Origin of the sequence: Ralstonia flatus, from assembly GCF_958439105.1 — a bacterium.
Classification (GTDB): Bacteria; Pseudomonadota; Gammaproteobacteria; order Burkholderiales; family Burkholderiaceae; genus Ralstonia; species Ralstonia flatus.
In genome coordinates this window covers 188,582-207,564 of the sequence record NZ_CAUDLI010000008.1, presented here as the reverse complement: position 1 = coordinate 207,564, position 18,983 = coordinate 188,582, and the positions used below count along the sequence as shown (strand labels likewise).

Annotated in this window: 22 protein-coding genes and 1 pseudogene; 14 read left to right on the top strand and 9 right to left on the bottom strand. The window is 60.7% G+C overall.

What is annotated here, in order from left to right:
• Positions 1-62 precede the first annotated feature (62 nt).
• From R2676_RS18750 to R2676_RS18735, 4 genes are all read left to right on the top strand, one after another.
• Entirely contained in the window at positions 63-449 is a 387-nt protein-coding gene (locus tag R2676_RS18750; RefSeq protein WP_206274053.1) for a hypothetical protein, read from the top strand.
• Positions 450-474: 25 nt separating this feature from the next.
• The gene (locus R2676_RS18745; protein WP_206274054.1) at positions 475-1,170 is read left to right on the top strand and encodes a hypothetical protein; all 696 of its coding nucleotides are present in this window, start codon (positions 475-477) and stop codon (positions 1,168-1,170) included.
• Positions 1,171-1,438: 268 nt separating this feature from the next.
• Positions 1,439-2,167 carry a glycine zipper 2TM domain-containing protein gene (locus R2676_RS18740; protein WP_206274055.1) on the top strand — a complete coding sequence of 243 codons (729 nt, stop codon included), beginning with the start codon at positions 1,439-1,441 and terminating at the stop codon, positions 2,165-2,167.
• Positions 2,168-2,424: 257 nt separating this feature from the next.
• Positions 2,425-2,727 carry a plasmid related protein gene (locus R2676_RS18735; protein ID WP_206274056.1) on the top strand — a complete coding sequence of 101 codons (303 nt, stop codon included), beginning with the start codon at positions 2,425-2,427 and terminating at the stop codon, positions 2,725-2,727.
• Here the strand turns inward: R2676_RS18735 and R2676_RS18730 are convergent.
• The gene (locus R2676_RS18730; protein WP_316887303.1) at positions 2,721-2,912 is read right to left on the bottom strand and encodes a hypothetical protein; all 192 of its coding nucleotides are present in this window, start codon (positions 2,910-2,912) and stop codon (positions 2,721-2,723) included. The genes R2676_RS18735 and R2676_RS18730 overlap by 7 nt on opposite strands.
• 73 nt (positions 2,913-2,985) lie before the next feature.
• Here R2676_RS18730 and R2676_RS18725 point away from each other — a divergent pair, with 73 nt between their 5' ends.
• Entirely contained in the window at positions 2,986-3,348 is a 363-nt protein-coding gene (locus tag R2676_RS18725; protein WP_316887302.1) for a hypothetical protein, read from the top strand.
• Here R2676_RS18725 and R2676_RS18720 read toward each other — a convergent pair whose 3' ends face one another.
• Positions 3,349-3,693, bottom strand: coding sequence for a helix-turn-helix domain-containing protein (locus R2676_RS18720; protein ID WP_206274149.1), 345 nt, complete (start codon positions 3,691-3,693; stop codon positions 3,349-3,351).
• A gap of 199 nt (positions 3,694-3,892) precedes the next feature.
• On the opposite strand from R2676_RS18720, the gene R2676_RS18715 reads away from it, so the two are divergent.
• The 3 genes from R2676_RS18715 to R2676_RS18705 all read left to right on the top strand — a co-directional run bounded on the left by R2676_RS18715 (position 3,893) and on the right by R2676_RS18705 (position 7,377).
• Positions 3,893-5,881, top strand: a complete 1,989-nt coding sequence (locus R2676_RS18715) for a cell wall anchor protein (RefSeq protein WP_316887301.1) — start codon at positions 3,893-3,895, stop codon at positions 5,879-5,881.
• Between the two features lie 150 nt (positions 5,882-6,031).
• Positions 6,032-6,943 (top strand): toxin-antitoxin system YwqK family antitoxin, encoded by a 912-nt coding sequence (locus R2676_RS18710; protein ID WP_206274057.1) that lies wholly within the window; start codon positions 6,032-6,034, stop codon positions 6,941-6,943.
• Between the two features lie 194 nt (positions 6,944-7,137).
• The gene (locus R2676_RS18705) at positions 7,138-7,377 is read left to right on the top strand and encodes a hypothetical protein (protein ID WP_206274058.1); all 240 of its coding nucleotides are present in this window, start codon (positions 7,138-7,140) and stop codon (positions 7,375-7,377) included.
• A gap of 49 nt (positions 7,378-7,426) precedes the next feature.
• On the opposite strand, the gene R2676_RS18700 is transcribed toward R2676_RS18705, so the two are convergent.
• Positions 7,427-9,622 carry an ankyrin repeat domain-containing protein gene (locus R2676_RS18700; RefSeq protein WP_206274059.1) on the bottom strand — a complete coding sequence of 732 codons (2,196 nt, stop codon included), beginning with the start codon at positions 9,620-9,622 and terminating at the stop codon, positions 7,427-7,429.
• Positions 9,623-10,229: 607 nt separating this feature from the next.
• Here R2676_RS18700 and R2676_RS26205 point away from each other — a divergent pair.
• Both R2676_RS26205 and R2676_RS18695 read left to right on the top strand, forming a co-directional pair.
• Positions 10,230-10,964 carry a plasmid fertility inhibition factor family protein gene (locus tag R2676_RS26205; RefSeq protein ID WP_410482518.1) on the top strand — a complete coding sequence of 245 codons (735 nt, stop codon included), beginning with the start codon at positions 10,230-10,232 and terminating at the stop codon, positions 10,962-10,964.
• Between the two features lie 459 nt (positions 10,965-11,423).
• Complete coding sequence (locus R2676_RS18695) at positions 11,424-11,567, top strand: hypothetical protein (RefSeq protein ID WP_316887300.1); 144 nt, start codon at positions 11,424-11,426, stop codon at positions 11,565-11,567.
• A gap of 176 nt (positions 11,568-11,743) precedes the next feature.
• Here the strand turns inward: R2676_RS18695 and R2676_RS18690 are convergent, their stop codons facing one another.
• Positions 11,744-12,394 (bottom strand): TetR/AcrR family transcriptional regulator, encoded by a 651-nt coding sequence (locus R2676_RS18690; protein WP_206274061.1) that lies wholly within the window; start codon positions 12,392-12,394, stop codon positions 11,744-11,746.
• A gap of 44 nt (positions 12,395-12,438) precedes the next feature.
• On the opposite strand from R2676_RS18690, the gene R2676_RS18685 reads away from it, so the two are divergent.
• Genes R2676_RS18685 through R2676_RS18670 form a run of 4 tightly spaced genes read left to right on the top strand, consistent with a single transcriptional unit; the run spans position 12,439 to position 15,469 of the window.
• Complete coding sequence (locus R2676_RS18685; protein WP_316887299.1) at positions 12,439-13,407, top strand: alpha/beta hydrolase; 969 nt, start codon at positions 12,439-12,441, stop codon at positions 13,405-13,407.
• Positions 13,404-14,261, top strand: a complete 858-nt coding sequence (locus tag R2676_RS18680; RefSeq protein ID WP_316887298.1) for an SDR family NAD(P)-dependent oxidoreductase — start codon at positions 13,404-13,406, stop codon at positions 14,259-14,261. The genes R2676_RS18685 and R2676_RS18680 overlap by 4 nt, the downstream gene beginning before the upstream one ends.
• Before the next feature lie 3 nt (positions 14,262-14,264).
• The gene (locus R2676_RS18675; protein ID WP_206274063.1) at positions 14,265-15,185 is read left to right on the top strand and encodes an SDR family NAD(P)-dependent oxidoreductase; all 921 of its coding nucleotides are present in this window, start codon (positions 14,265-14,267) and stop codon (positions 15,183-15,185) included.
• A 29-nt stretch (positions 15,186-15,214) separates the two neighbouring features.
• Positions 15,215-15,469, top strand: coding sequence for a hypothetical protein (locus R2676_RS18670; RefSeq protein ID WP_316887296.1), 255 nt, complete (start codon positions 15,215-15,217; stop codon positions 15,467-15,469).
• 70 nt (positions 15,470-15,539) lie between these two features.
• On the opposite strand, the pseudogene R2676_RS18665 reads toward R2676_RS18670, so the two are convergent.
• The 5 genes and pseudogenes from R2676_RS18665 to R2676_RS18645 form a co-directional block, all read right to left on the bottom strand.
• Positions 15,540-15,893, bottom strand: a pseudogene (locus tag R2676_RS18665) (sensor histidine kinase); the annotation flags it as partial.
• 20 nt (positions 15,894-15,913) lie between these two features.
• The gene (locus tag R2676_RS18660; RefSeq protein ID WP_206274065.1) at positions 15,914-16,672 is read right to left on the bottom strand and encodes a COG4705 family protein; all 759 of its coding nucleotides are present in this window, start codon (positions 16,670-16,672) and stop codon (positions 15,914-15,916) included.
• 17 nt (positions 16,673-16,689) lie between these two features.
• A complete protein-coding gene (locus R2676_RS18655) occupies positions 16,690-17,139 on the bottom strand; it encodes a hypothetical protein (protein ID WP_206274066.1) in 450 nt (149 codons plus the stop codon).
• Between the two features lie 30 nt (positions 17,140-17,169).
• Complete coding sequence (locus R2676_RS18650; RefSeq protein WP_206274067.1) at positions 17,170-17,952, bottom strand: COG4705 family protein; 783 nt, start codon at positions 17,950-17,952, stop codon at positions 17,170-17,172.
• A gap of 91 nt (positions 17,953-18,043) precedes the next feature.
• The gene (locus R2676_RS18645) at positions 18,044-18,601 is read right to left on the bottom strand and encodes a lysis system i-spanin subunit Rz (protein WP_316887294.1); all 558 of its coding nucleotides are present in this window, start codon (positions 18,599-18,601) and stop codon (positions 18,044-18,046) included.
• Positions 18,602-18,983: the final 382 nt, after the last annotated feature.

Here is an 18,983-nt window from a genome sequence, read left to right as displayed (position 1 = left end):
CAAGGCAGACTCAGGCACACGGGCACGTGCTCCAAATCGCCCGCGTAAATTCAGGGGGGAATATGGTGAACTCGAAAAAATCGAACGCTGTCTGTGCTGCCATGTTGGCGGCAACGGCCTTTCTTGGCGCATGCACTTCGCTGCCGCCCATGCAAGATCCGCAAACCTACACAACCATGAATTGCGAAGCGTTGAGTCGAGAACGCGCCGCCGTGGAAGCAAACAAGAACTACCACGAAGATAACAGCAGCTTCGGCTTTATCGACCTCCTCGGTGCGGTGGCCGAGGGGCTGGCGATGGGAGCGGGCAATGCTTCTCTCGCGAGTCAGCAGCATGCAGCAAACGCCCAACTCCAACAGTCTCACGACAGCAGCAAGGAAACCGCAGACGCCTACGCCCGCCGCACTGAACTGCTCGACAAAGTCAGCGCGGTGCGCAAGTGCAGCTAAGCCCTATTTGCCGACGGTCGATAACATGCACACCTCTTTACGTATGCTGCCTTGGGCACTCAGGACGTTATCATTCCTAACTCTTGGCGCAGTCACTCTGGCACAAGCCCAGGAGTGCGATTGCACGCAAATCGTTGGCACCTGCAACGCCAATATTCAAATGACGCCGACCGGCAGCCAGAAAGGGCTGTATGGCGCCGACTTGCTCATACGAGCCGATGCGCCGGCATGTGCGAAGGTCGAATACTTGGTCGACAGCACTCCGGCTTTCACCATCCTTCCGAATGGCAAGGAAGAGGGTGATCGTGTCATGGGCACCAGTGAAAAGCCAATCCGCAAGAAGCAGATCGTGCTGCAGACATGCCGCATCTGCAAGACTGCGGATCAGGCAGCCGCCGATCGGGCAAAGGACGAGCAGCAGAAAGCGGAAGCTGAAGCGCGTGCGCAGCAAGCTGAGGTTGAGCGCCTAGTGTCGGAAGGCTTGCAAGGAGGAAGTCTGCAGCCGAAGCCATACGGCTCCAGGGATACGGTAATGGACTCGGTCGTGCAACTGCAGAGCCAGTTGGCCCGCCAAAGTGGCAGCCAACCGAGCAAATCACAGGGGACTCGCACGACTGGTGATCCCTGTACAGCACGCGGCTTCCGTACCTGCAACTTTGGGGCACCCAATCCCGGATCGGGGAGAAGCGAATTGGCGCCGCCGATTCGGACTGACCGATAGGCTGGGAATTATCCCTGGGGTGTTAATAAGTGATACCGCTCTCGTCGCTACGGCAACGCGGCACGAAGTCGGTCGAGTGCCGACGGCCCCCACCCCACCATTTGTAACCGTGTCAGGTTTCCACACCTTGCACAGAAGGTGCTCAATCCGTTGATTTATAAGGGGAATAGCGCACTACAGATTCTCACAATTTAAAACGGATTCCCGTCGACCGATCGACCAAACTTTGTCCATCGAAAGGCCAACACCTCAACGGCCTAGGGAGAAGATGATGGACAACATGCAGCCGAACATCCAAGGTCAACAGTACACAGGCACGTCGCTGGGCCAGGTGCCGCAGTCGCGCCGCATGCATCCGCTGATGGCCGCTGCTGCCGTCGCGGTGATCATCGCGAGCGTGACGGGCGTGGCTGCCATGACTGGCGTTCTGCCCACCTCGAAGGCTATGCAGGGCAGCACCAACCCGAACGTCGCCGCGCAACCGGCCTCCGCACCGCTGGCGCTGGCTGCACCCGGCCAGACGGCAGCGCCGAATCAAGCGGCCCCGACCTATCCGGCACAGCCGAGCGCGGTACACCACGCGGTGCATCATCCGGCCCCGTCGTATGCGGAACGTAACCCGTCGTCGAACAACGACTATGCGCAGCCGCGCCCGGCTACCAACCCGTATGCTGGTCAGGTCACCGCCATCACGCCGATCGCCACGCAGCAAGGCAACGAAACCGGTCTGGGCATGATCGGCGGCGCAGTGGTGGGTGGCCTTCTGGGCAACCAGATCGGCAAGGGCAATGGCCGCACGCTGGCAACCGTCGCCGGCGCGGTGGGTGGCGGGTATGCAGGCCATGAAGCCGAGAATTACTACCACCGCGACACGTCCTACAACGTCAGCGTACGCATGGACAACGGCGCGACCCGCACCTTCACATACAAGGCTGCACCGGGCTTCCAAGTGGGCGACCGCGTGCACGTGGAGAACGGCAACCTCGCGGCAGGCTGATCGTTGCACGCTGCCGCAGGCAGCATAAAACCGGCCCTCGGGCCGAACGCGGTTCAGTTAAACGCAGCGTTAGAAACAAGCAATGAGGCCGCTCCGGCAAATCGGAGCGGCCTTTTTTTTGCCCTTAGCTTGACGGCATTGCAGGCATAAGCCGGGCTTCGCGCCCGGCCTTCTCTTCTTTCAACTTCCCCAATCCCGACGACCCTGCATCCGGCTCCGCTGGAGGCCGGCGCTCGTCCATTTTTCAGGAACACACCATGACAGAACCGTCCTTACCTGCATTGCCTCCACCACGCCTACCACTCGGACAACTGGTGGCGACGCCTGCCGCTGTTGCCGCACTGGCTGCGGCTGAAGTGTCAGTTTTCAAACTGCTGAACCGCCACGCCCGAGGCGACTGGGGCGACCTCTCATCCGAAGATCTCGCACTGAACGACTTAGCGGCCATCACCGGCCAGCGTGTGTTGTCCAGCTACCTGCTGGGGAATGGACAGAAGGTGTGGATCATCACCGAATGGGACCGCTCGGTGACGACCGTCCTGCTGCCGGAGGACTACTGATGGAGGCCTTGGTCCAGAAACTGCACCCGGCCTTGAGTTCCGGGCAGCGGTTGACGGTGGCGGATTCCGGCAACCCACTCTTCAGCCGACAAGGCGATTGGGACGGTGGCAGTCCGTTGCACTGTGTCGCCATGGCGCTTGCGCTGCTCGGCAAGCTGTCCGATCCGGTCCAGATTCGGCAGCATGTGAACGGTCCCGAAAGCCAATTTCTGGGATCGGGCCTGGCCGCATTACCTGCACGGCCTAACGCTATCGGAGTTGGCGTCCTTCATCTGGGAGCTGAACTGCGGCGCTCGGCCGATCACCACCCAGGGCAACTCATCGGCAATCCTGCGGTTCTGTACTCGGGAATTGTCCAAAGGCTGGCCGGTGATTCTGGGCTGGCGCAGCCGGCACGGCGCCCACGCGGCGCTGGCGGTCGGCATCGAAGGACGGCGGCACACCCGACGCTTTGCACCTCACGCGCTTTTGTTGCTCGATCCCGCCGAGTCGGAGCCGGCGCTAGCCAGCGCCAATGCCCGCCTGGAGCTTGGCAAACGCAAGCCGTTTCTGGTCACCTCAGCAGCAGTGCAGCCGGTGACCCTGGAAGGCGCGGTGTCGATTAGGCTGAAGCCACCGTAGTTACCGCAAGCGGCTGCGCTTGATCTCGGGAGGTGTCGCCGCGTTGGCGCGCCGCTGGCCGGTTGGCTTGAGCGACACGCTATCCAAGGGCGCGAACAGTTCGGAGAGCGTCACACCCAGGCAGTAGCAAATGCTGGCCAGGGTCTCGACCGATGGGTTGGCAACACCACGCTCGATCGAAGAAATGTAGGTCCGGTCAACGTGCGCCTCAAAGGCCAGTGTTTCCTGTGACTTGTCAGCAGCATGCCGGCACTGCTTGATGCGTTTGCCCAGGGCCACCGAAATCGCGGCCGGGCGGACTACTGCGGATGTGTCGGGGCGCTTGGCTGTCATGGCGAACAGGATGCCCACCTGACGACTGATTCTCGACGCTATAAACACGTCAGTTATTGCTGTCTATACTCTACAATCTTGCGACCAGTTGCCGATAACCCCAAGGCAAAGGGGTTTCGTCACGCCGCGAGTTGTCGAGTAAACACGACAAAGCGAGCCTGCGTTTGCTCGGCGGCCTCGCATCCAACAACATCAACAAAGGAAGCTGAAATTGAAGAACATCACCGTAGGGGGCAGTAAGTTCATCCTGAGCGCCATGATGGCCGCCGTCCTGACGGCCTGTGGTGGTGGAGACGGCGGCAGCACTGCCGGGACCGGCACGACAACGGCGCCAGCGGCTAGTCCGCAGAGCCTGACAGGCACTGTGGCTGTCGGCACGGCTCTGGCAAACGCCAAGGTTGTCGTTGTCGATGCCCAGGGCAACACCGCTTCAACCACGAGTGACGCTAACGGCAGCTACGCCGTGCCGCTTTCGGGCCTCACCGCTCCGCTGCTGATTACCGCCAATGACCCGGCCGGTATCTCGCTGCCGCTGTATTCCGTCGTCGCCAGCACGGCCACTGGCACTTCGGCACCAGTCATTGCCAACGTGACGCCACTGACCACGGCCGTTGCTGCGCAGCTAACCTCCGATGGCAATCCCGGGGGCTTGGCAGCGTCGTCTGCACTGGCGGGTGTGTCTTCTTCTGCCGTTGCTGCCTCGGTGGCGAAGCTCAATACCGCGCTGTCGGCCATCCTGGCTGCCAAGGGGTTGGATGCTGGGTCGTTTGATCCGATTGGGGGCGCCTTCACGCCAAACCAGACGGGGGCGGATGCGGTGATCGATGCAGTGGCCATTACGCAATCGACCACCGGAAGCGGCCTGCAGCTTTCCAGCATTGCAGATCCGAACACGGCGATTCAGCTCAGTCAAAACGCCTCGTCTACAGCACCTCTCGCGGTGCCGCCGCAGCCGGCGAACTATCTGGCGACACTGGTTTCGCAACTGGGACAGTGCTTGGCCGGTACGGTTTCGGCTTGCTCCACAGCCGTTGATGCCGGCTATCTAAGCCAAGGCTTCACCACCTTCCAGGCGCGCCATCCTGGCATCTCGGCAGCGGGTTCGAAGCTGACGGGCGTGAAGACGGTGACGTTCCTCAAGCCCAACACGCTGCCGAACATCACCGGCAATGCCGCTCTGGTGTACTTCCTCTTCACCGACGCGACGGGTGCGGCCAACTTCGCAACCGACATCGTGCAGCAATTGCCCGATGGCTCCTGGGACATCATCGGTAACCAGGAGCAGTTCAACCTCTACATCGCTTCGTTCCTGGGCCGCCAGCAGTTCCTCAACGCGGCCGATGCGGGCAACGGGCGTTTGGAGTCGGGGTTGGATATTCGGATTCCTGCGACCTTCACGGTGGGAGGCACGACGACCACCGTCACATCGGCCTCCGTGCAAGGCCCCGGCCTGCCGGCTGGCGGGGTCTACATGACGGCGATCGATCAGGCGATGCACCTCAGTCCGCGCCTGACCTTCCCGGCAACAGCATTGACCGCACCATTCGTCGCCAACGGTCCCGTGCCCAGGCCAGACATCGGCATGTCGACGCAGTACAAGTGGTCGTGGGCATCGCTGTCGGGCGGAAGCAGCTCCTACGTACCCAACGGGCTCGCTGAATATGCCTCGCAACCGGTGGATGTCTCCAGCATTGGGCAGTACGGTATCTACACGGTCACGCTGTACGACGCGACCGGGACCGCTATCGGCACGCCGCAGAAGGTGCTCAATGTCGGTCCCAACGTGGCAGCCGCAGCAGGTATTCACGCGCCGTGGCAAACGCTGAGCAGCACAACCGTTGCCAACTACCTGACGGCAGGCACCACCGCGCCGGGGTGCGTCACGGCCAATACGCCTGCAACCGTCACGTGGACCAACCCGGCCAATGCCCCAGCGTATCCGAATCTGTGGGCAGCGTTCGCCTCGTCGTTCCCACGCTCCATCGTCAACGGCGTGCCCTCCGCACTGGAATCGGCCGTGGCGATCAACTCGGCCACGCCGACGGGCAACAGCGACGGCTCGTATTCCTCAACCATTGCCAATGCTGTCGGCGGGCTGACGGCGACGGCTAGCTGCGGCGCGGTCAAAGCCCAGCAGGTGCAACTGGGCTGGCAAGCCGGAGGCCTCTACTACAGCAACACGTACCAATACAACAACTGAACCATGACGCAAAACGGCAACCCGCCCCGAGAGGCGGGCAACCGTGACGGGGAGCATTTGAGCCGTGCCTGTTTTGCAGGCGCGGCTTTTTTTACAGCCGCTGCTCACCCGCACCGAATCCATCACCCTCATTTCACAAGGACACTTCACATGAACACCACTCTGTATTCCGCTCGTCGCGCGCTGGCCCTCTGCACGCTCGCCACTGGTGCATTGCTCCTGAGCGCCTGCGGCAATCGAACGCTTGACTACCGCAACGCAGAAATCGTCAACGGCAAGGTCTACGCGAAGGGAGCGAACTCACCGTTCTCCGGCAAGGTCACCAATGTCCCGCTGATGACCGCCACTTCGAATCAAACGGGTTTCAACAAGATCTTCAGGCTCCTCGGCCTGTACTTTCCGGTGACGCCAATCGGAAGCATGGGATTGACCTCGCTCTGTGAGGTTCCGGTGAACGATGGTTTGCCCGATGGCAAGGTCACGTGTAAGCAGAGGGAATCGGACATCGTTCGTGCGAAATTCTCGTTCAGCAACGGTACGCTGGATGGATCGTTCAAGCTCAACGCACCAACCGGCGACGACGTTTTTGCCGAGGTCGATTTCAAGGATGGACAGCCCAACAGTAAGCTGCGGCTCTACACGCTGGACACCCACAAGCTCGTGCACGTGATCCCCTGGGAGAACGGTGCCATGCAGGGCACGGAGGAAGGGTTCGATCCAGCTACGGGCAAGCTCATCGCGCAGCTCGACTGGAAGGACGGCAAGATGGATGGTGTCTATCGCAAGTACGACGGCAGCGGAAACGTGGTGGAAGAAGCGCGCTACGCGGCGAACAAGCGAATCGACACGCCGCCAGCGGCTACCAATTCAGCAGGTCTTGATGCCGCCGCAGCAAAGCCGACCACCACCGACAACCGCAACGATTGGCCGACTGAAAGCAATGCCTGCACCGAGCGCTGGTCGACAGCTTTTACGACGACGCACGAAAAAGACACGCTCGTCACGCTCGATCAAGCTTGGGAGTGGGTGGACAACTGCCGCGCCGGCAAAGAACCGACATGACCGGGTGGCGCGGCCAGTCACGCTTGCCGCGCATGGCTTCCTCCCAGCGAGGGGCCATGCCGGCATTTTTTTTGCTCAGTGGCAAGCGAGCGTCATACCGTGTCGTTGCACGTGAACAAGCACGCTAGACTGGGCACGGTTGCCGCCTTCACAAGCCATCGAGAGGAATCGCCTGTTGAACCAGCGAGTACATCATGGACATCCATTCTCAGGGACTCTGGGTTGCAGCATCCCTCATCGGCTGCACTCTCTTCTCCGTCGTTCTGTGCATCCGGGTTTTGCCGAGCCCCGCTGATAGTCTTGCGGCGACCGAACAGACTAGCCTCAGGCGGCGCAACAAATTGGTGCTGGGTTGGGTCGTGCTCGCCTGTACCAACCTCGTCGTCGGTCACCTGATCGCCTATCACATGCTGGGTTTACGGCCCATATGCTGACCAACGGCGGCGGCGCGCAGCACGTCGAATGGTCTGCATGGTGTGGGCGTCAGGTGCATGCAGTCTTGATGTATCGAACAACCCGACCCGAGCCGAACGCCAGTGCGATACGCATGCAATTCTGTCCGGCTGCGTCGGGCTGCATTGGCTCTCCACCGTGGCGCACCATGAGGTCGAATGCCTCTGGCAAATCGCTTTCGGCAGCCAGCATCAGGGGCGTTCGCCCCGGCACCGGGTAGCTGTGTCCCGCGTTCGGATTGGCTCCTGAAGTCAGCAATAGTTCAATGATGCGCTGGAGCCGGTCTACGCGATGGCGACGCACGTGCTGCTCGACTATGAATTTCGCAACCTGCACGGCCACGGCAGGATTGCCCGCCGCAAATCGATTCTGCGATCCGAAGAGACCCGCCGAGCCCACTCCATATCGCCGAAGCGTATCTTGCAGCATTAGATCAGGGGCGTTCCGAAACCCCGCAACGAGCCGGGCCATCATCCGGTCGGGATGAACTTTGCCAGACAATTGGCCCATCGCGTAATAGAGCGGCGATTGTTGATCCGTCTGTGCCCGCATATTGGGGTCAGCCCCTTGAGCCAGGAGCGCCGCAACCACATCCGGTTCACCAAGCTCAATCGCACACATGAGCGGTGTCAGCTTCTTGCGCGCCGTCGCAGAATTCAGGGTGTCAGGATGATGTGGAACCTTCAGCAGCAGGTCCACTGTCATCCTTTCTCCAGTACGAAGCGCATGCTGCAGCGCGCATAACAACGGCGACCCACCGGAACTGTCCAACGCGTCTACGGACGCTCCAGCATTCAGCAGACGCCTCACCTGTTCAGGTTGTCCGAACGCGACGAAGAGGCTGATCTGTGGCCACCGCTTGACTCGGCCGCCCTCAAAGTGAACAGCTCGAACGCGATCAACACGCTTCAGGTCAGGTTCGATCGCGGAAACCGCCTCGTCAGAAATCAACAGCAGCCCCGCAAGAGGCTGCATTGCGAAATCTTGCCGGCACTCTGGAAACCGGCCATCGGGCGGAAACAGCAAAGGCAACTGCTGGCGGAACTGCTCGACTTCCCAATCCTCGACAACGTGCCCCTCTGGCTGCCGGAACAACCCAAGTGCGACGGCCACGTGCTTGAGTCGCTTCAAGGCGGGCGTCTTTCCCAGGAAGGCGGCAATGCAGGCAGCCTCCTGCACAACGTCCCTGAGCTGGTGTCCCGCGCGGTAGCAAGCCTGCTCGAACGCGTTTTCAAAGTGTGGAAACGCCTCTTCATACTGGCCCGAGAGCACATGCCATCTGGCTTTCATCCACGCGTAGTGATAGGCGGTCCGCCCCTCGGGGTCGTGAACACTTGCCAGCGCCTGAAGTTGCTCGATCTCGCTCCACAGTCGTGACTGGTCCCCGGCTACCTTGGGCGCCGCTCGCTTTAGCTCGCTCCAGAGCCTTTGACCGCGCTCCGCCAACTCGGGCCACATGGCCCCAACCTTGCGAACCAATTCGGCCAGCCGTTCGGATGGATCGCACGCTGTTGAGGGGCTAATCAGTTGTCGCGAGAGCAACGGCCGGAGTGACTGCATCCAGCTACGCTCGAATCGTGCAAGTGCTGCGGCCACCAGCAACCAGAGACCCGCAGACGCGGCGAGATCGTCATCGGATCGCTTGCGAAGCTGCGTCACCAGTAGTTGGATGCTTTGCGATGACGGAACATCGATACCAGTGCGCCACTTGCTGAGCTTGTCCCGCGCAGTTCGATCCGCCCCGGTACTCGTCGGATAGAGGAACGGGTCGACGGGACTGCCGAGGCGATCGCTAAGCCAATCCAGCAGCACAGCGACAGGCATGCGCTTCTCGTTAAGCAACAGACGGAGATCCGGCCCGCTTCGCCGCTGGTGAAGCGACATCAGCAGCATCCCCGCATTGGGCACAAAGAAGTGTTCGATCAGGACCGGCAGCGCGTGAGATCGGTCGAGAGCATCGAGAGGTACCACCAGAACCAGACGACAGTAGCGCTCTTTCACATCAAGAAGCCACGGTTTGACGAGTGTCTGCGCATCCTCCCCAATCACCCGCGCCATGCCGTCGACCAGCAGTTTCTGAATCACCTCATCAATTTTCGCCCAGTCAAAGTCGCCTTCCCGCGCCAGGCGGTCCACATGGCGGTCGCTGTGCTTGACATCCAGAGCACCGGCTAACGCACGGATACATTCGCCAATTGTTGGATACGGAGGCACCATCTGACTCATGCTTGAGTCCACGTCAAAACGCGGCGGACGTCCCGCGCGAAATTTCGACTGGCACGCCAATCGCTGGGCGTGCATGGCACAGCGAGTGTTCGTCCGTTCGGGGCGATCAGCCTGCCATGCTTGCGGCCGGCGACGTAGCGCCAGCCCTGCGCTAGCAGTCGCCGCACCGTGACTGCGATGTCTTTGTCTTTGCTGTACATGGTGAAATGCGGACTCGGTGGCACAAAGGGCACCGAGCCCTCCTCCCTTATTTGAAACGCTTCGCGCTGGCCTGATGAGCTGTGGCTGCGCGCTGCGCGCGGGCGGCAAAGGAGCTCGCCGTTACCTGCCCACCACCCGCCTTTGCGGTACTGGACTGGATACGGGCTGCAGCTTGGCAGGTCATGGGGGACGGGGATTTGGACGACTTGAATGACATGTTTATTCCTTCCGAGGTTGTGGTCCACAGTGGACGCTCGAAAGGCTATCGGTCTGCCACTCGGCCGTCTTCCGCGCCGTTGGTCAAAAATTTCCAGAATCTGCGGAAGCGCACGACCTCGAGGCGTCAGAGGCGATTCTTGAGGACAAGCTTTGCCCGTATTACGCGCATCGGCAAGTCACCCAGTGAATGTCGCCACAAGGCCTTGCTCCTCCCTCCGATGATCGTATTGATGTAACCGGCTCGGGCTCAGCGCTTTGTAGGCTGGGAACGTTCGCGACAGATGGCTTCGCATTCCCGACACAACGCTACGCAGTGGGCCGCGTCGCTGACCAAAGCGCATGCCAAAGACAGGGCCACGCAGCGCTGCATACATTGGCGGAAAACCAACGCTGCAACCTGCCTCTCATCAGGCGCCTGCAACGCGGCGGCCAAGTAGCACGCATGGCTACATTCCAGCGCGGCAAGGGCAATTTCCTCGGAGAGGCCAGGCACCCGAGCCAAGCATTCACACGCGTCGGCACACGCCAAGAAGGGAGTGAGAAGATCCGTACTAGAGGTGGCCGGCTGGTGAGGCATATGGTTCTGCGCGGGCGCCATGATGACGGGCGAAATTCTGGGCAATTCTCGAAACGGTACGCAACAGCTACGCCGGAGCCTCCACGCATGCCCCGCGTCACCGTCGGGCGGCAGCGCAGACACGCACCAATCGGCTTGATGATAGCCAACACGGAAGCCGTCATCAGGTGGACCGATGGCGAGCACCGCGTACGCTACATGGCACTCGCCGGAGCCACGGAACTCCCCGTTGAGGTTAAGCTATCAGAAGCGGAACAGCTTGAACGGCACAGCGGCTCCTTATTTAAACTCGATTCCGCTTCACTTTTAACGCACTACCATTTCATACGCTTAATGATTGGATAAAAAGGCAATTCCCCCTCCTAATGGGCGGTTCAGTCTTCTTTAAATCTGTCGAAAATGGCGATACGCGCGCAGCACATTGGTCCCAACTCTTGCGTCTGCCGCGTTTTCCGACGCCTCCTACGATAGTAGGGGCGTCAGCGCCCGTGTGTGCAGGGGCGCTTTTTTTTCGTATCAGCAACGTGTTGAGCGCGTGCAGGCGTGACTTGTTGGTACTTATTTCGTCCGCCCCGTATCGCCCGACTGACTAACCGAGTGAATGCAGCGGCGAGGTCTGCGGCCCTCCGGCGTTCAAAACAACCCCACCGGCTCCACCGCCCGATCCCAGCTGTAAATGATCACCTCCCGCGGCGCCCGCCGCCGCCCGCACACCCGCCGACCTCGCCAGCCTCTATCCCGCCGACGTCGAGCGCGCGCTGCAACTGCTCAACACACATCTACCAGGCAGACCGCTACACCGGCATGCTCATTGTCCTGCAGCACGACGACGCCAAAGAGCCCGTCGTCATCTCCGCCGGCAGCTATCGGCACAAGCGCGCCCGCGCGCTGACGGACTTTGCGCGCGCGTCGGTGCAGATTTCGGATTTGATTGAGGCAGGGGTGTAGAGCGGGTGGAATGGGGCTCGCATCGCTGGCAGGGTTGGCAGCGGCGAGCCCCGAGACTTGTCGTTATTGGCTGGGAAATTGCAACCCGCGCCCGCCGTTCTCAGTTGAAGATTGTTCGGCCACATACGTCTCCAGTTCGGCGTTGCGGGAAAGCCCATCCGGACCGCGGCGGAGTTTCACGCCCCGCGCTTCTTGATGCCGTCGGTGAGAATCTTCGTCACCGTTCCGAACATGGCGTCAATTTGTGCCCCGTCTGCCCGGAGGCTGTCGGTGCGCCACATCAGGCTCAATACGCCATTCATCATGGCCCATAGGGTGGTGGAAGTCAGTTCCGGATCGAACCCGCTGTCGATGACCGCCTCGTCAATACCCCGGCGGATCAAGGCGCCCAACTTGGCGTTTTGCTCACGAATCAAATTTGCAACACGCGTCAGCGCCTCGGGTTCGTTCGGCGGCTCGACCAGGATACGGAACTGGTGCGGGCGCTCCCTGGCGAAGTTGGTGTAAGCCGTCGCCACCGCGTACAAGCGGTCTTCCACCCCGCCCGGCGAGGCGTATGCGGCGTCCATGTATTGCCGATTCTCTTCCAGAGCGCGCTCAGCCACGGTGATCAGAAGCGCTGAAAGACCGCCCACCCGGTTGTACAAGGTTTGCACCGCCACGTCTGCACGTGTTGCGACCGCCTCCAGCGTTACTGCGTCGCGCCCTCCTTCCGCCAGCAGTGCCTCCGCAGCCTCCAGGATCGACAGCCGGGTCGCCTGGGCCTTGCGCTGCGTTCGAGTCTCCTTTTCCTGGTCAGCTTTCTTCTTTTTTGGATTGACTTCCATTTTTGGAACCTATTACACTATTTGAGCCGGTTACAAGTTTGTTGATGGCTACAAATATTCTCATACATCGACATATCGGAGGAGCAATGTGGCGAAGAACGAACGTGGAGTTCTCTTCTGGGGGGCGAGGAGAGCGCTGCCTGGGCTGGCTTTATGAACCGGCAGGAGACGGGCCCTTCCCGGTCATTGTCATGGCCCACGGGCTGGGTGGCATCAAGGAGATGCGCTTGGATGCGTTTGCCGAGCGTTTTTGCGATGCCGGCTATGCATGCTTGGTCTTCGACTACCGGAATTTCGGGGCGAGCGAGGGGGCACCCAGGCAGTTATTGGACATCGGCCAACAGTTGGAAGACTGGTCCAGCGCAATTGCCTTTGCCCGGCTGCAGCCGAGCCTGATGCGGAGCAAGGTCGTCCTGTGGGGTACCTCCTTCGGCGGCGGCCACGTCATTGCGTCCGCCGCGCGCGACCAGGCCGTGGCGGCTGCCATTGCCCAATGCCCTTTCACCGACGGTATCGCCTCCGCCCTGGCGATGGATCTGCGCAGCAGCTTCAAAGTAACGGCGATGGCCATGGCCGACATGCTGCGCGGTCTGGTTGGCATGCCCCCCTTGATGGTGGCCACTTCCGGGCCGCCACATTCCGCCGCCCTTATGACCGCGCCCGACGCCCACGGCGGCTATCTGGCCCTGGTGCCAAGCGGAGTGTCCTTCCGCAACCACGTCGCAGCCCGCTTCGCACTGAACATCCTGCGCTACCGTCCCGGCCGGCGGGCGGCGAAGGTGTCCTGCCCGATTCTGTTCTGCATCTGCGAGACCGACTCTGTCGCGCCCCCTGGGCCAACCCAGCGCTATGCCACGAAAGCGCCGCACGGCGAAATCCGCCTTTACCGAGAAGGCCATTTCGACATCTACGTCGGAGAAGCCTTCGAACGGGTGGTGGCTGATCAGCTCGATTTTCTCAAGCGCCATGTCCCGGTGAAAGGACGAGCCATGTCGAAAAAGGAGACTGCATGATGACTTACGACTTGAACGACAAGGTGGTGTTGATCACCGGCGCGGCGGGCGGCATTGGCGCCGCGACCGCACGTGAGCTGTATGCCCGCGGTGCGAGTTTGGTGCTGACCGATATGCAGCAAACCGCAGTGGACACACTTGCAGCGGAGTTCACCCCATCCCGTGTGCTACCTGTGGCGCTTGACGTCACCGACGCCGCAGCAACGAAGGCGGTCGTCCAGCAGACGATCCAACGCTTCGGGCGCCTAGATGTGGTTTTTGCCAACGCTGGCATTTCGTGGCGTAGCGGCGCCTCAACAATCACCAATTGCGACGAGGCCGAGTTCGAGAAAATCGTGGAAGTGGATTTGCTTGGCGTCTGGCGCACGGTTCGCGCGGCGCTGCCGGAGATTATTCGCAACAAGGGCCAAGTCCTGGTCACCTCTTCCGCATACGCATTTCTCAATGGCATGGCGAATGCACCTTATGCCGCATCGAAGGCAGGGGTCGAAATGCTCACGCGCTGCCTCAGAGCCGAGTTCGCATATACGGGCGCTACCGCCAGCGTCGTCTACCCCGGTTGGACGGCTACGGCCATCGCGAAGGTTGCTTTCGGCGGAAATGCAACCGTGACAAAAATGAATGAGGTTGGATTTCCAGGGTGGCTGCGCCGGGCCATTCCTCCCGAGCAGGTCGCACGTGCTGTCGCGAAAGGGATGCAATATCGCAGGCCCCGCATCTACGCGCCATGGCGGTGGGTACCGTTTTCACTATTCCGCGGCCTCTTCGGTGTACTGACCGATGCCATGCTGAGTCGACACAGAGAAATGCACGCCCTGATCCAGCAACTCGAAGCGGAATCAAAGCACGGATGAACCATGCCGAAATATGATTTGACCAATCGAGTGGTGGCCATTACCGGCTCCACCGGCGGCTTGGGGTCAGCGCTTGCCGCAGCGCTGCGCGCCAAAGGCGCCCGCCTCGCATTGTTCGACCTCGACTTGGCACAGGTCGAGGCGCAAGCAAAGACCTTGGGCGACCTTTCCCTAGCCCGCGGCTGGATCGCCAACGTGCGCAGCATGGAGAGCCTGGAGGCGGCCATGGCGGATGCCGCGGCGCATTTTGGTCACATCGACGTGGTGATCGCGAACGCCGGCATCGACACCATGGCGCCCATGGCCACGCTCAATCCGGAGGCATTCGAACGCGTCATCGACATCAACCTCAACGGCGTCTGGCGCTCCTTCCGCGCCGGCCTGCCCTATGTGCAAAAGCGGCAGGGCTACCTCATGGGTATTTCGTCGATGGCTGCCTTCGTCCATTCGCCGCTCCAGGCGTCCTACACCTCCAGCAAGGCAGGAGTTTGGGCACTGTGCGACAGCGTCCGGCTGGAGTTGCAGCACCTGGGAGTCGGTGTCGGCAGCGTGCATCCGACCTTTTTCCCAACACCGATGATGGACGACGTCGTGGCCGATCCCGCAGGCCATGCGTTGTGGGGTGGAAATGACAAAGGCATTTGGAAAATGGTTTCGCGCGAATCGGTCGTGCGTAACATTGTGGCTGGCATCGAGCAGCGCGCGGACATGGTGGTCGTGCCCAAGCGAAATACCCTCATCGCGAAAGCGCCAGGACTCTTCCGACGCTTTATCGAGCGCGCCGGCTTCCGAGGCAAAAACATCCAGAAAGCCATCGAGCTGGCATCGTCCACCGGATGGAACTTGCCTGCAGAACGTCAAGACGGTCCTTCCGGCAATCTTGACGCATCGATCAGCCCCGCTACGCGCAGAAGCGTTGGATAAATAGGCGATGAAGTGTTCACCGCGCAACCGTGCATCGACGCCGCGCCCTCCGCCGCCCGCTCACCCGCCGATCTCGCCAGCCTCTACCCCGCGCCGACGTCGAGCGCGCGCTGCAGCTGCTCAACAAACACATCTACCAGGCCGACCGCTACACCGGCATGCTCATCGTCTTGCAGGCCGACGCCAAAGAGCCCGTCGTCATCCGCCGGCAGCTATCAGCACAAGCGCGCCCGCGCGCTGACGGACTTTGCGCGCGCGTCGGTGCAGATTTCGGATTTGATTGATGCGGGGGTGTAGAGCGGGTGGGATGGGGCTTGCATCGCCTTCCCGCCCCCACCGGGAAGACGATGCGGATCATGCCATCGGCAATACAACAGTGCCGACCAGCCAGGTTTGCCGGGCGGCGTCTGCGAAACCAAGCTGAATTTCCGCTCCGATACGCTGGGCAATCGCATAGACAATGGCAAGCCCCAGCCCTGAGCCAACTTGCTCGCTACCCAGCGTGCGGTAGAAGGGATCAAACACTCTTTCTCGTTCGGCAAGCGGGATTCCTGGCCCACTGTCCTGAACACGCAGTTCCACGTTGTCTTCGGCTACACCGACTGAAAGATCGACACGCCCGCCCTCAGGCGTATATCGGATGGCGTTATCGACCAGATTTTTGACAATGGCGATCATGTCCAACTCGCTCGCCCAGACCTGCGCATCTTGCGTGTCTTAGATCGCTTTTAGTGTGCCGTTTTGGCCGCTCTCTGCCGGAACAACAGGATTGCGGTCAACATGAACGCCAGTAGCGCTGCCGATGCCGAGTAGCGACTCAATGCCAACCCTCCGGAGCTATGCGGCTTATCCAGGAAGTCCCCGACCACCGCACCGAGCGGGCGCGTCAAGATGAACGCGGCCCAGAAGAGCAACGTACGCGACACAGCAGTCCAATAATAGGCAGCCACGACGACGGCAAGCAGAGCGAGGAAAACGACAGCCGCTCCGGTGTAGCCCAAGCCTGCTGTATCAGCAGTCCAATCACCCAACGCCGTACCCAAGGTCTGGGAGAACATGATTGTCAGCCAGTAAAACGCCTCGGCCTTGGGTGAGCTGACAGAGCTCACCGATACAGAGCCGAGCGTGCGGTGCCAAGCGAAAAGTGAGCCGAGTAACAGAGCAAGCAGCAGGCAAGACCCGCCTGCGTATCCTATGCCCAGCGAGCGATCCGCAAAGTCGGCCAACGTAGTGCCGACAGTGGTGGTCGCGATAATGGTGGTCCAGTATAAAAAGGGATGAAACCGCTTGGCCTTAACCTGGGCAAATACGGCAGCCAGAAACACCACCGCAAAGATGCCTGTGCCGACCAAGTAGCCGAGGTTCATGGACATTGAGACGGCATCGCCACCGGTTTCACCGAGTGTAGTGGCGGCAATCTTGATGAGCCAAAACCCTAGCGTCACTTCGGGCACTTTGGTGAGAGCATGTTCGGTCGATGTTTTCATGAGGGTGCGTTCCGAGGTTAGGCGTTGCCTTCGAGCGCATCGAATGTTTTCAGCAGGTCCGCCATTGCCGCTTTGCAATCGGCTTGATTTGGCGTATCGGCGCGCAGCGCGGCCAATGCCCTATCGATGGCCTTGTCGAGCACATGCCAATCGTCTGCTGCACGAGGCTTCAGTCCGGCCTCAGCGGCATCCCAAGATACCTCTAAATCCTTGATGCGTGCCTTGGCTGCGACCAAATCCCCCTTGTCAACGAGGGTGGCTACGTCGCTGGCGATGCTGCGGAACGCCGACAAATCTCCGAGTTTGGTGGCCGCTTTACGATGCGATTGCGCTCCGCCCTGCGATGGCGTTGTTTGTACTGCGGGGTTGTTCTGATCCGCTTGTTTGGAACAACCTGCCGCGACGGCTACGAGTATGGCGACCGACACGGCCGCCACGGGGCGCGCGAGGGAGTGCTTCATCAGCATTTGTTTCCTCCTTGTGGAGTAGAAAGTGGTCTATTCAGCAACTTCGGCAGAGCGGCGGCCGCTTATGCCGAGCTGCGCGACTGCCACCAACATAACGATTACTGACAGGAACAACGCACTGGTCCACATGGCACCCACGCCAAAGCCGCCATAGGTCTTTGCCTGAGTGAGCAGGTCGCCCAGCGCGGCTCCGAGGGGTCGGGTCAGAATGTAGGCGATCCAAAACGTCAACACTGTATTGCCACCCATCCGCCATGCCGCATATGTGATGCCAATCAGCGTACCGAATGCCACTGCACCCCAGACAAAGCCAAGCCCCAATGCCTCGGTCGCAAGGTCACCAGCAGCGGTACCCAGTGCGAATGTGCAGAGGATGGCGCCCCAGTAGAACAGCTCCCGCCGCCGCGTCACGACGTCGCGGATGGAGAGGGTGCCCTCGACGCGATACCAGAGATAGAAGATCACAGCGAGCGCGCTGGCAAACACTGTGGTACTGATGTACAGGCTGACGCCCAGACTATCGGTGAGCATGTCAGTGATTTGGGTCCCGACGATGCTGACCAACACTACTGTCAACCAGTAAATCCAAGGCGTGTAGCGGCTAGTGCGTAACTGGACGAACAAAGCCACCGCCAGCACGGCTAACATCACCACGCGGGTCGACCCTTGGCCCAGGCCTGCATTCACTGCCAGGAAATCCGCACCAGTCTCCCCGACGGTGGTGGACATGATTTTGATGATCCAGAACGCCAGGGTGACTTCCGGGACTTTGTTGAGCAATCCACTGGTCGTGACAACAAGTGATTTAGTCATGGTGCGCTCAGGCCAATTCGCAAGGGGTATGGCGCCAGTCTGGACAAACTGACTTAGCTCGTACATAGGACCGAATGCGCTACTCGAAAGCTCAGCGAAGCGCGGCTTCCAACGCTCGCTCCCTAGCTTGCAAATACCTCAATTTCTCCCCATCCCGCTCCGCCCCGGCGAAGAGATCGACAAGATCCGCCGCATCCTCTCCAGATAGCTCACATCGGCCGGCGGCTCCATCGCCCACGCGGGCGCCGGACTGACCTTCACCTGCGCCGGCACCGGCGTCGGGCTGGCAACGGGCGCGCACTGACATCCGTACATCACCTGCAGCAAGAGCGCGCTGCAGACGCGTGTTTTCAGCGGTGGCACGTTGCATCTCCGAGAAATGGGTACGGTCGAGCGCGTCGAGCTGGTCGGTAAGCTGCTGGTGCCGGTCGATGGCAGCCCGCAGCGCGGTCACGACGGTATCGACGGCGGCCTGGCGCTCGATGGCGTGTCGGAAGAGTACGACCCAACGTACGACATCACGATCCACAAAACGTGGGCAAAGGGCGTTCTGAGCCTGACGGCTGAAGACAAACGCAGCATCAGACTGCGGAAGGACATCGTCAGCTGCATATACGACTTGGCTGAGCGCAGAAACGCCAGTACGCAAGCCTCAAGAAGAGCGAGGAACGTGACCTCGCTGAGCAATGTAAGCACCGTCTTCAAGCCGGCACCGACTCGAAGGCGGACTCGTCCATCTTGTCCGCGATGGCAGGTGGAAGCGAGACGGCCAACGCTTATCTTGCGTCGGTCAATCAGAACCCATCAGGCGGTCAGCCCAGCACCAAAAGTGACAACCGCAACGATTGGCCCACTGAAAGCAATGCCTGCACCGAGCGCTGGTTAGTCGCCTTCAAGAAGGCAAACGGTGAAGACACCCTCGTGAGCTCCCAGCAAGCGTGGGACTGAGTGGACCAATGTCGCGCTGGCAAGGAGCCGCACTGATCGCGCAGTGCAGCGGACAGTGCGTCGGGCATGGCTATTCTCTCAGG

Excerpts from the sequence above, each read along its gene's own strand:
- R2676_RS18695 (WP_316887300.1), top strand. The coding sequence starts at position 11,424 with ATGCTCATTGTCCTGCAGCACGACGACGCCAAAGAGCCCGTCGTCATC.
- R2676_RS18650 (WP_206274067.1), bottom strand. The coding sequence starts at position 17,952 with ATGACTAAATCACTTGTTGTCACGACCAGTGGATTGCTCAACAAAGTC.
- R2676_RS18730 (WP_316887303.1), bottom strand. The coding sequence starts at position 2,912 with ATGCTGCCGAATCTGGACCGGATCGGACAGCTTGCCGAGCAGCGCAAG.
- R2676_RS18675 (WP_206274063.1), top strand. The coding sequence starts at position 14,265 with ATGCCGAAATATGATTTGACCAATCGAGTGGTGGCCATTACCGGCTCC.
- R2676_RS18740 (WP_206274055.1), top strand. The coding sequence starts at position 1,439 with ATGATGGACAACATGCAGCCGAACATCCAAGGTCAACAGTACACAGGC.
- R2676_RS18660 (WP_206274065.1), bottom strand. The coding sequence starts at position 16,672 with ATGAAAACATCGACCGAACATGCTCTCACCAAAGTGCCCGAAGTGACG.
- R2676_RS26205 (WP_410482518.1), top strand. The coding sequence starts at position 10,230 with ATGTCGCCACAAGGCCTTGCTCCTCCCTCCGATGATCGTATTGATGTA.
- R2676_RS18690 (WP_206274061.1), bottom strand. The coding sequence starts at position 12,394 with ATGGAAGTCAATCCAAAAAAGAAGAAAGCTGACCAGGAAAAGGAGACT.
- R2676_RS18750 (WP_206274053.1), top strand. The coding sequence starts at position 63 with ATGGTGAACTCGAAAAAATCGAACGCTGTCTGTGCTGCCATGTTGGCG.
- R2676_RS18705 (WP_206274058.1), top strand. The coding sequence starts at position 7,138 with ATGGACATCCATTCTCAGGGACTCTGGGTTGCAGCATCCCTCATCGGC.
- R2676_RS18745 (WP_206274054.1), top strand. The coding sequence starts at position 475 with ATGCACACCTCTTTACGTATGCTGCCTTGGGCACTCAGGACGTTATCA.
- R2676_RS18700 (WP_206274059.1), bottom strand. The coding sequence starts at position 9,622 with ATGAGTCAGATGGTGCCTCCGTATCCAACAATTGGCGAATGTATCCGT.
- R2676_RS18710 (WP_206274057.1), top strand. The coding sequence starts at position 6,032 with ATGAACACCACTCTGTATTCCGCTCGTCGCGCGCTGGCCCTCTGCACG.
- R2676_RS18685 (WP_316887299.1), top strand. The coding sequence starts at position 12,439 with ATGGCTACAAATATTCTCATACATCGACATATCGGAGGAGCAATGTGG.
- R2676_RS18680 (WP_316887298.1), top strand. The coding sequence starts at position 13,404 with ATGATGACTTACGACTTGAACGACAAGGTGGTGTTGATCACCGGCGCG.
- R2676_RS18655 (WP_206274066.1), bottom strand. The coding sequence starts at position 17,139 with ATGCTGATGAAGCACTCCCTCGCGCGCCCCGTGGCGGCCGTGTCGGTC.
- R2676_RS18735 (WP_206274056.1), top strand. The coding sequence starts at position 2,425 with ATGACAGAACCGTCCTTACCTGCATTGCCTCCACCACGCCTACCACTC.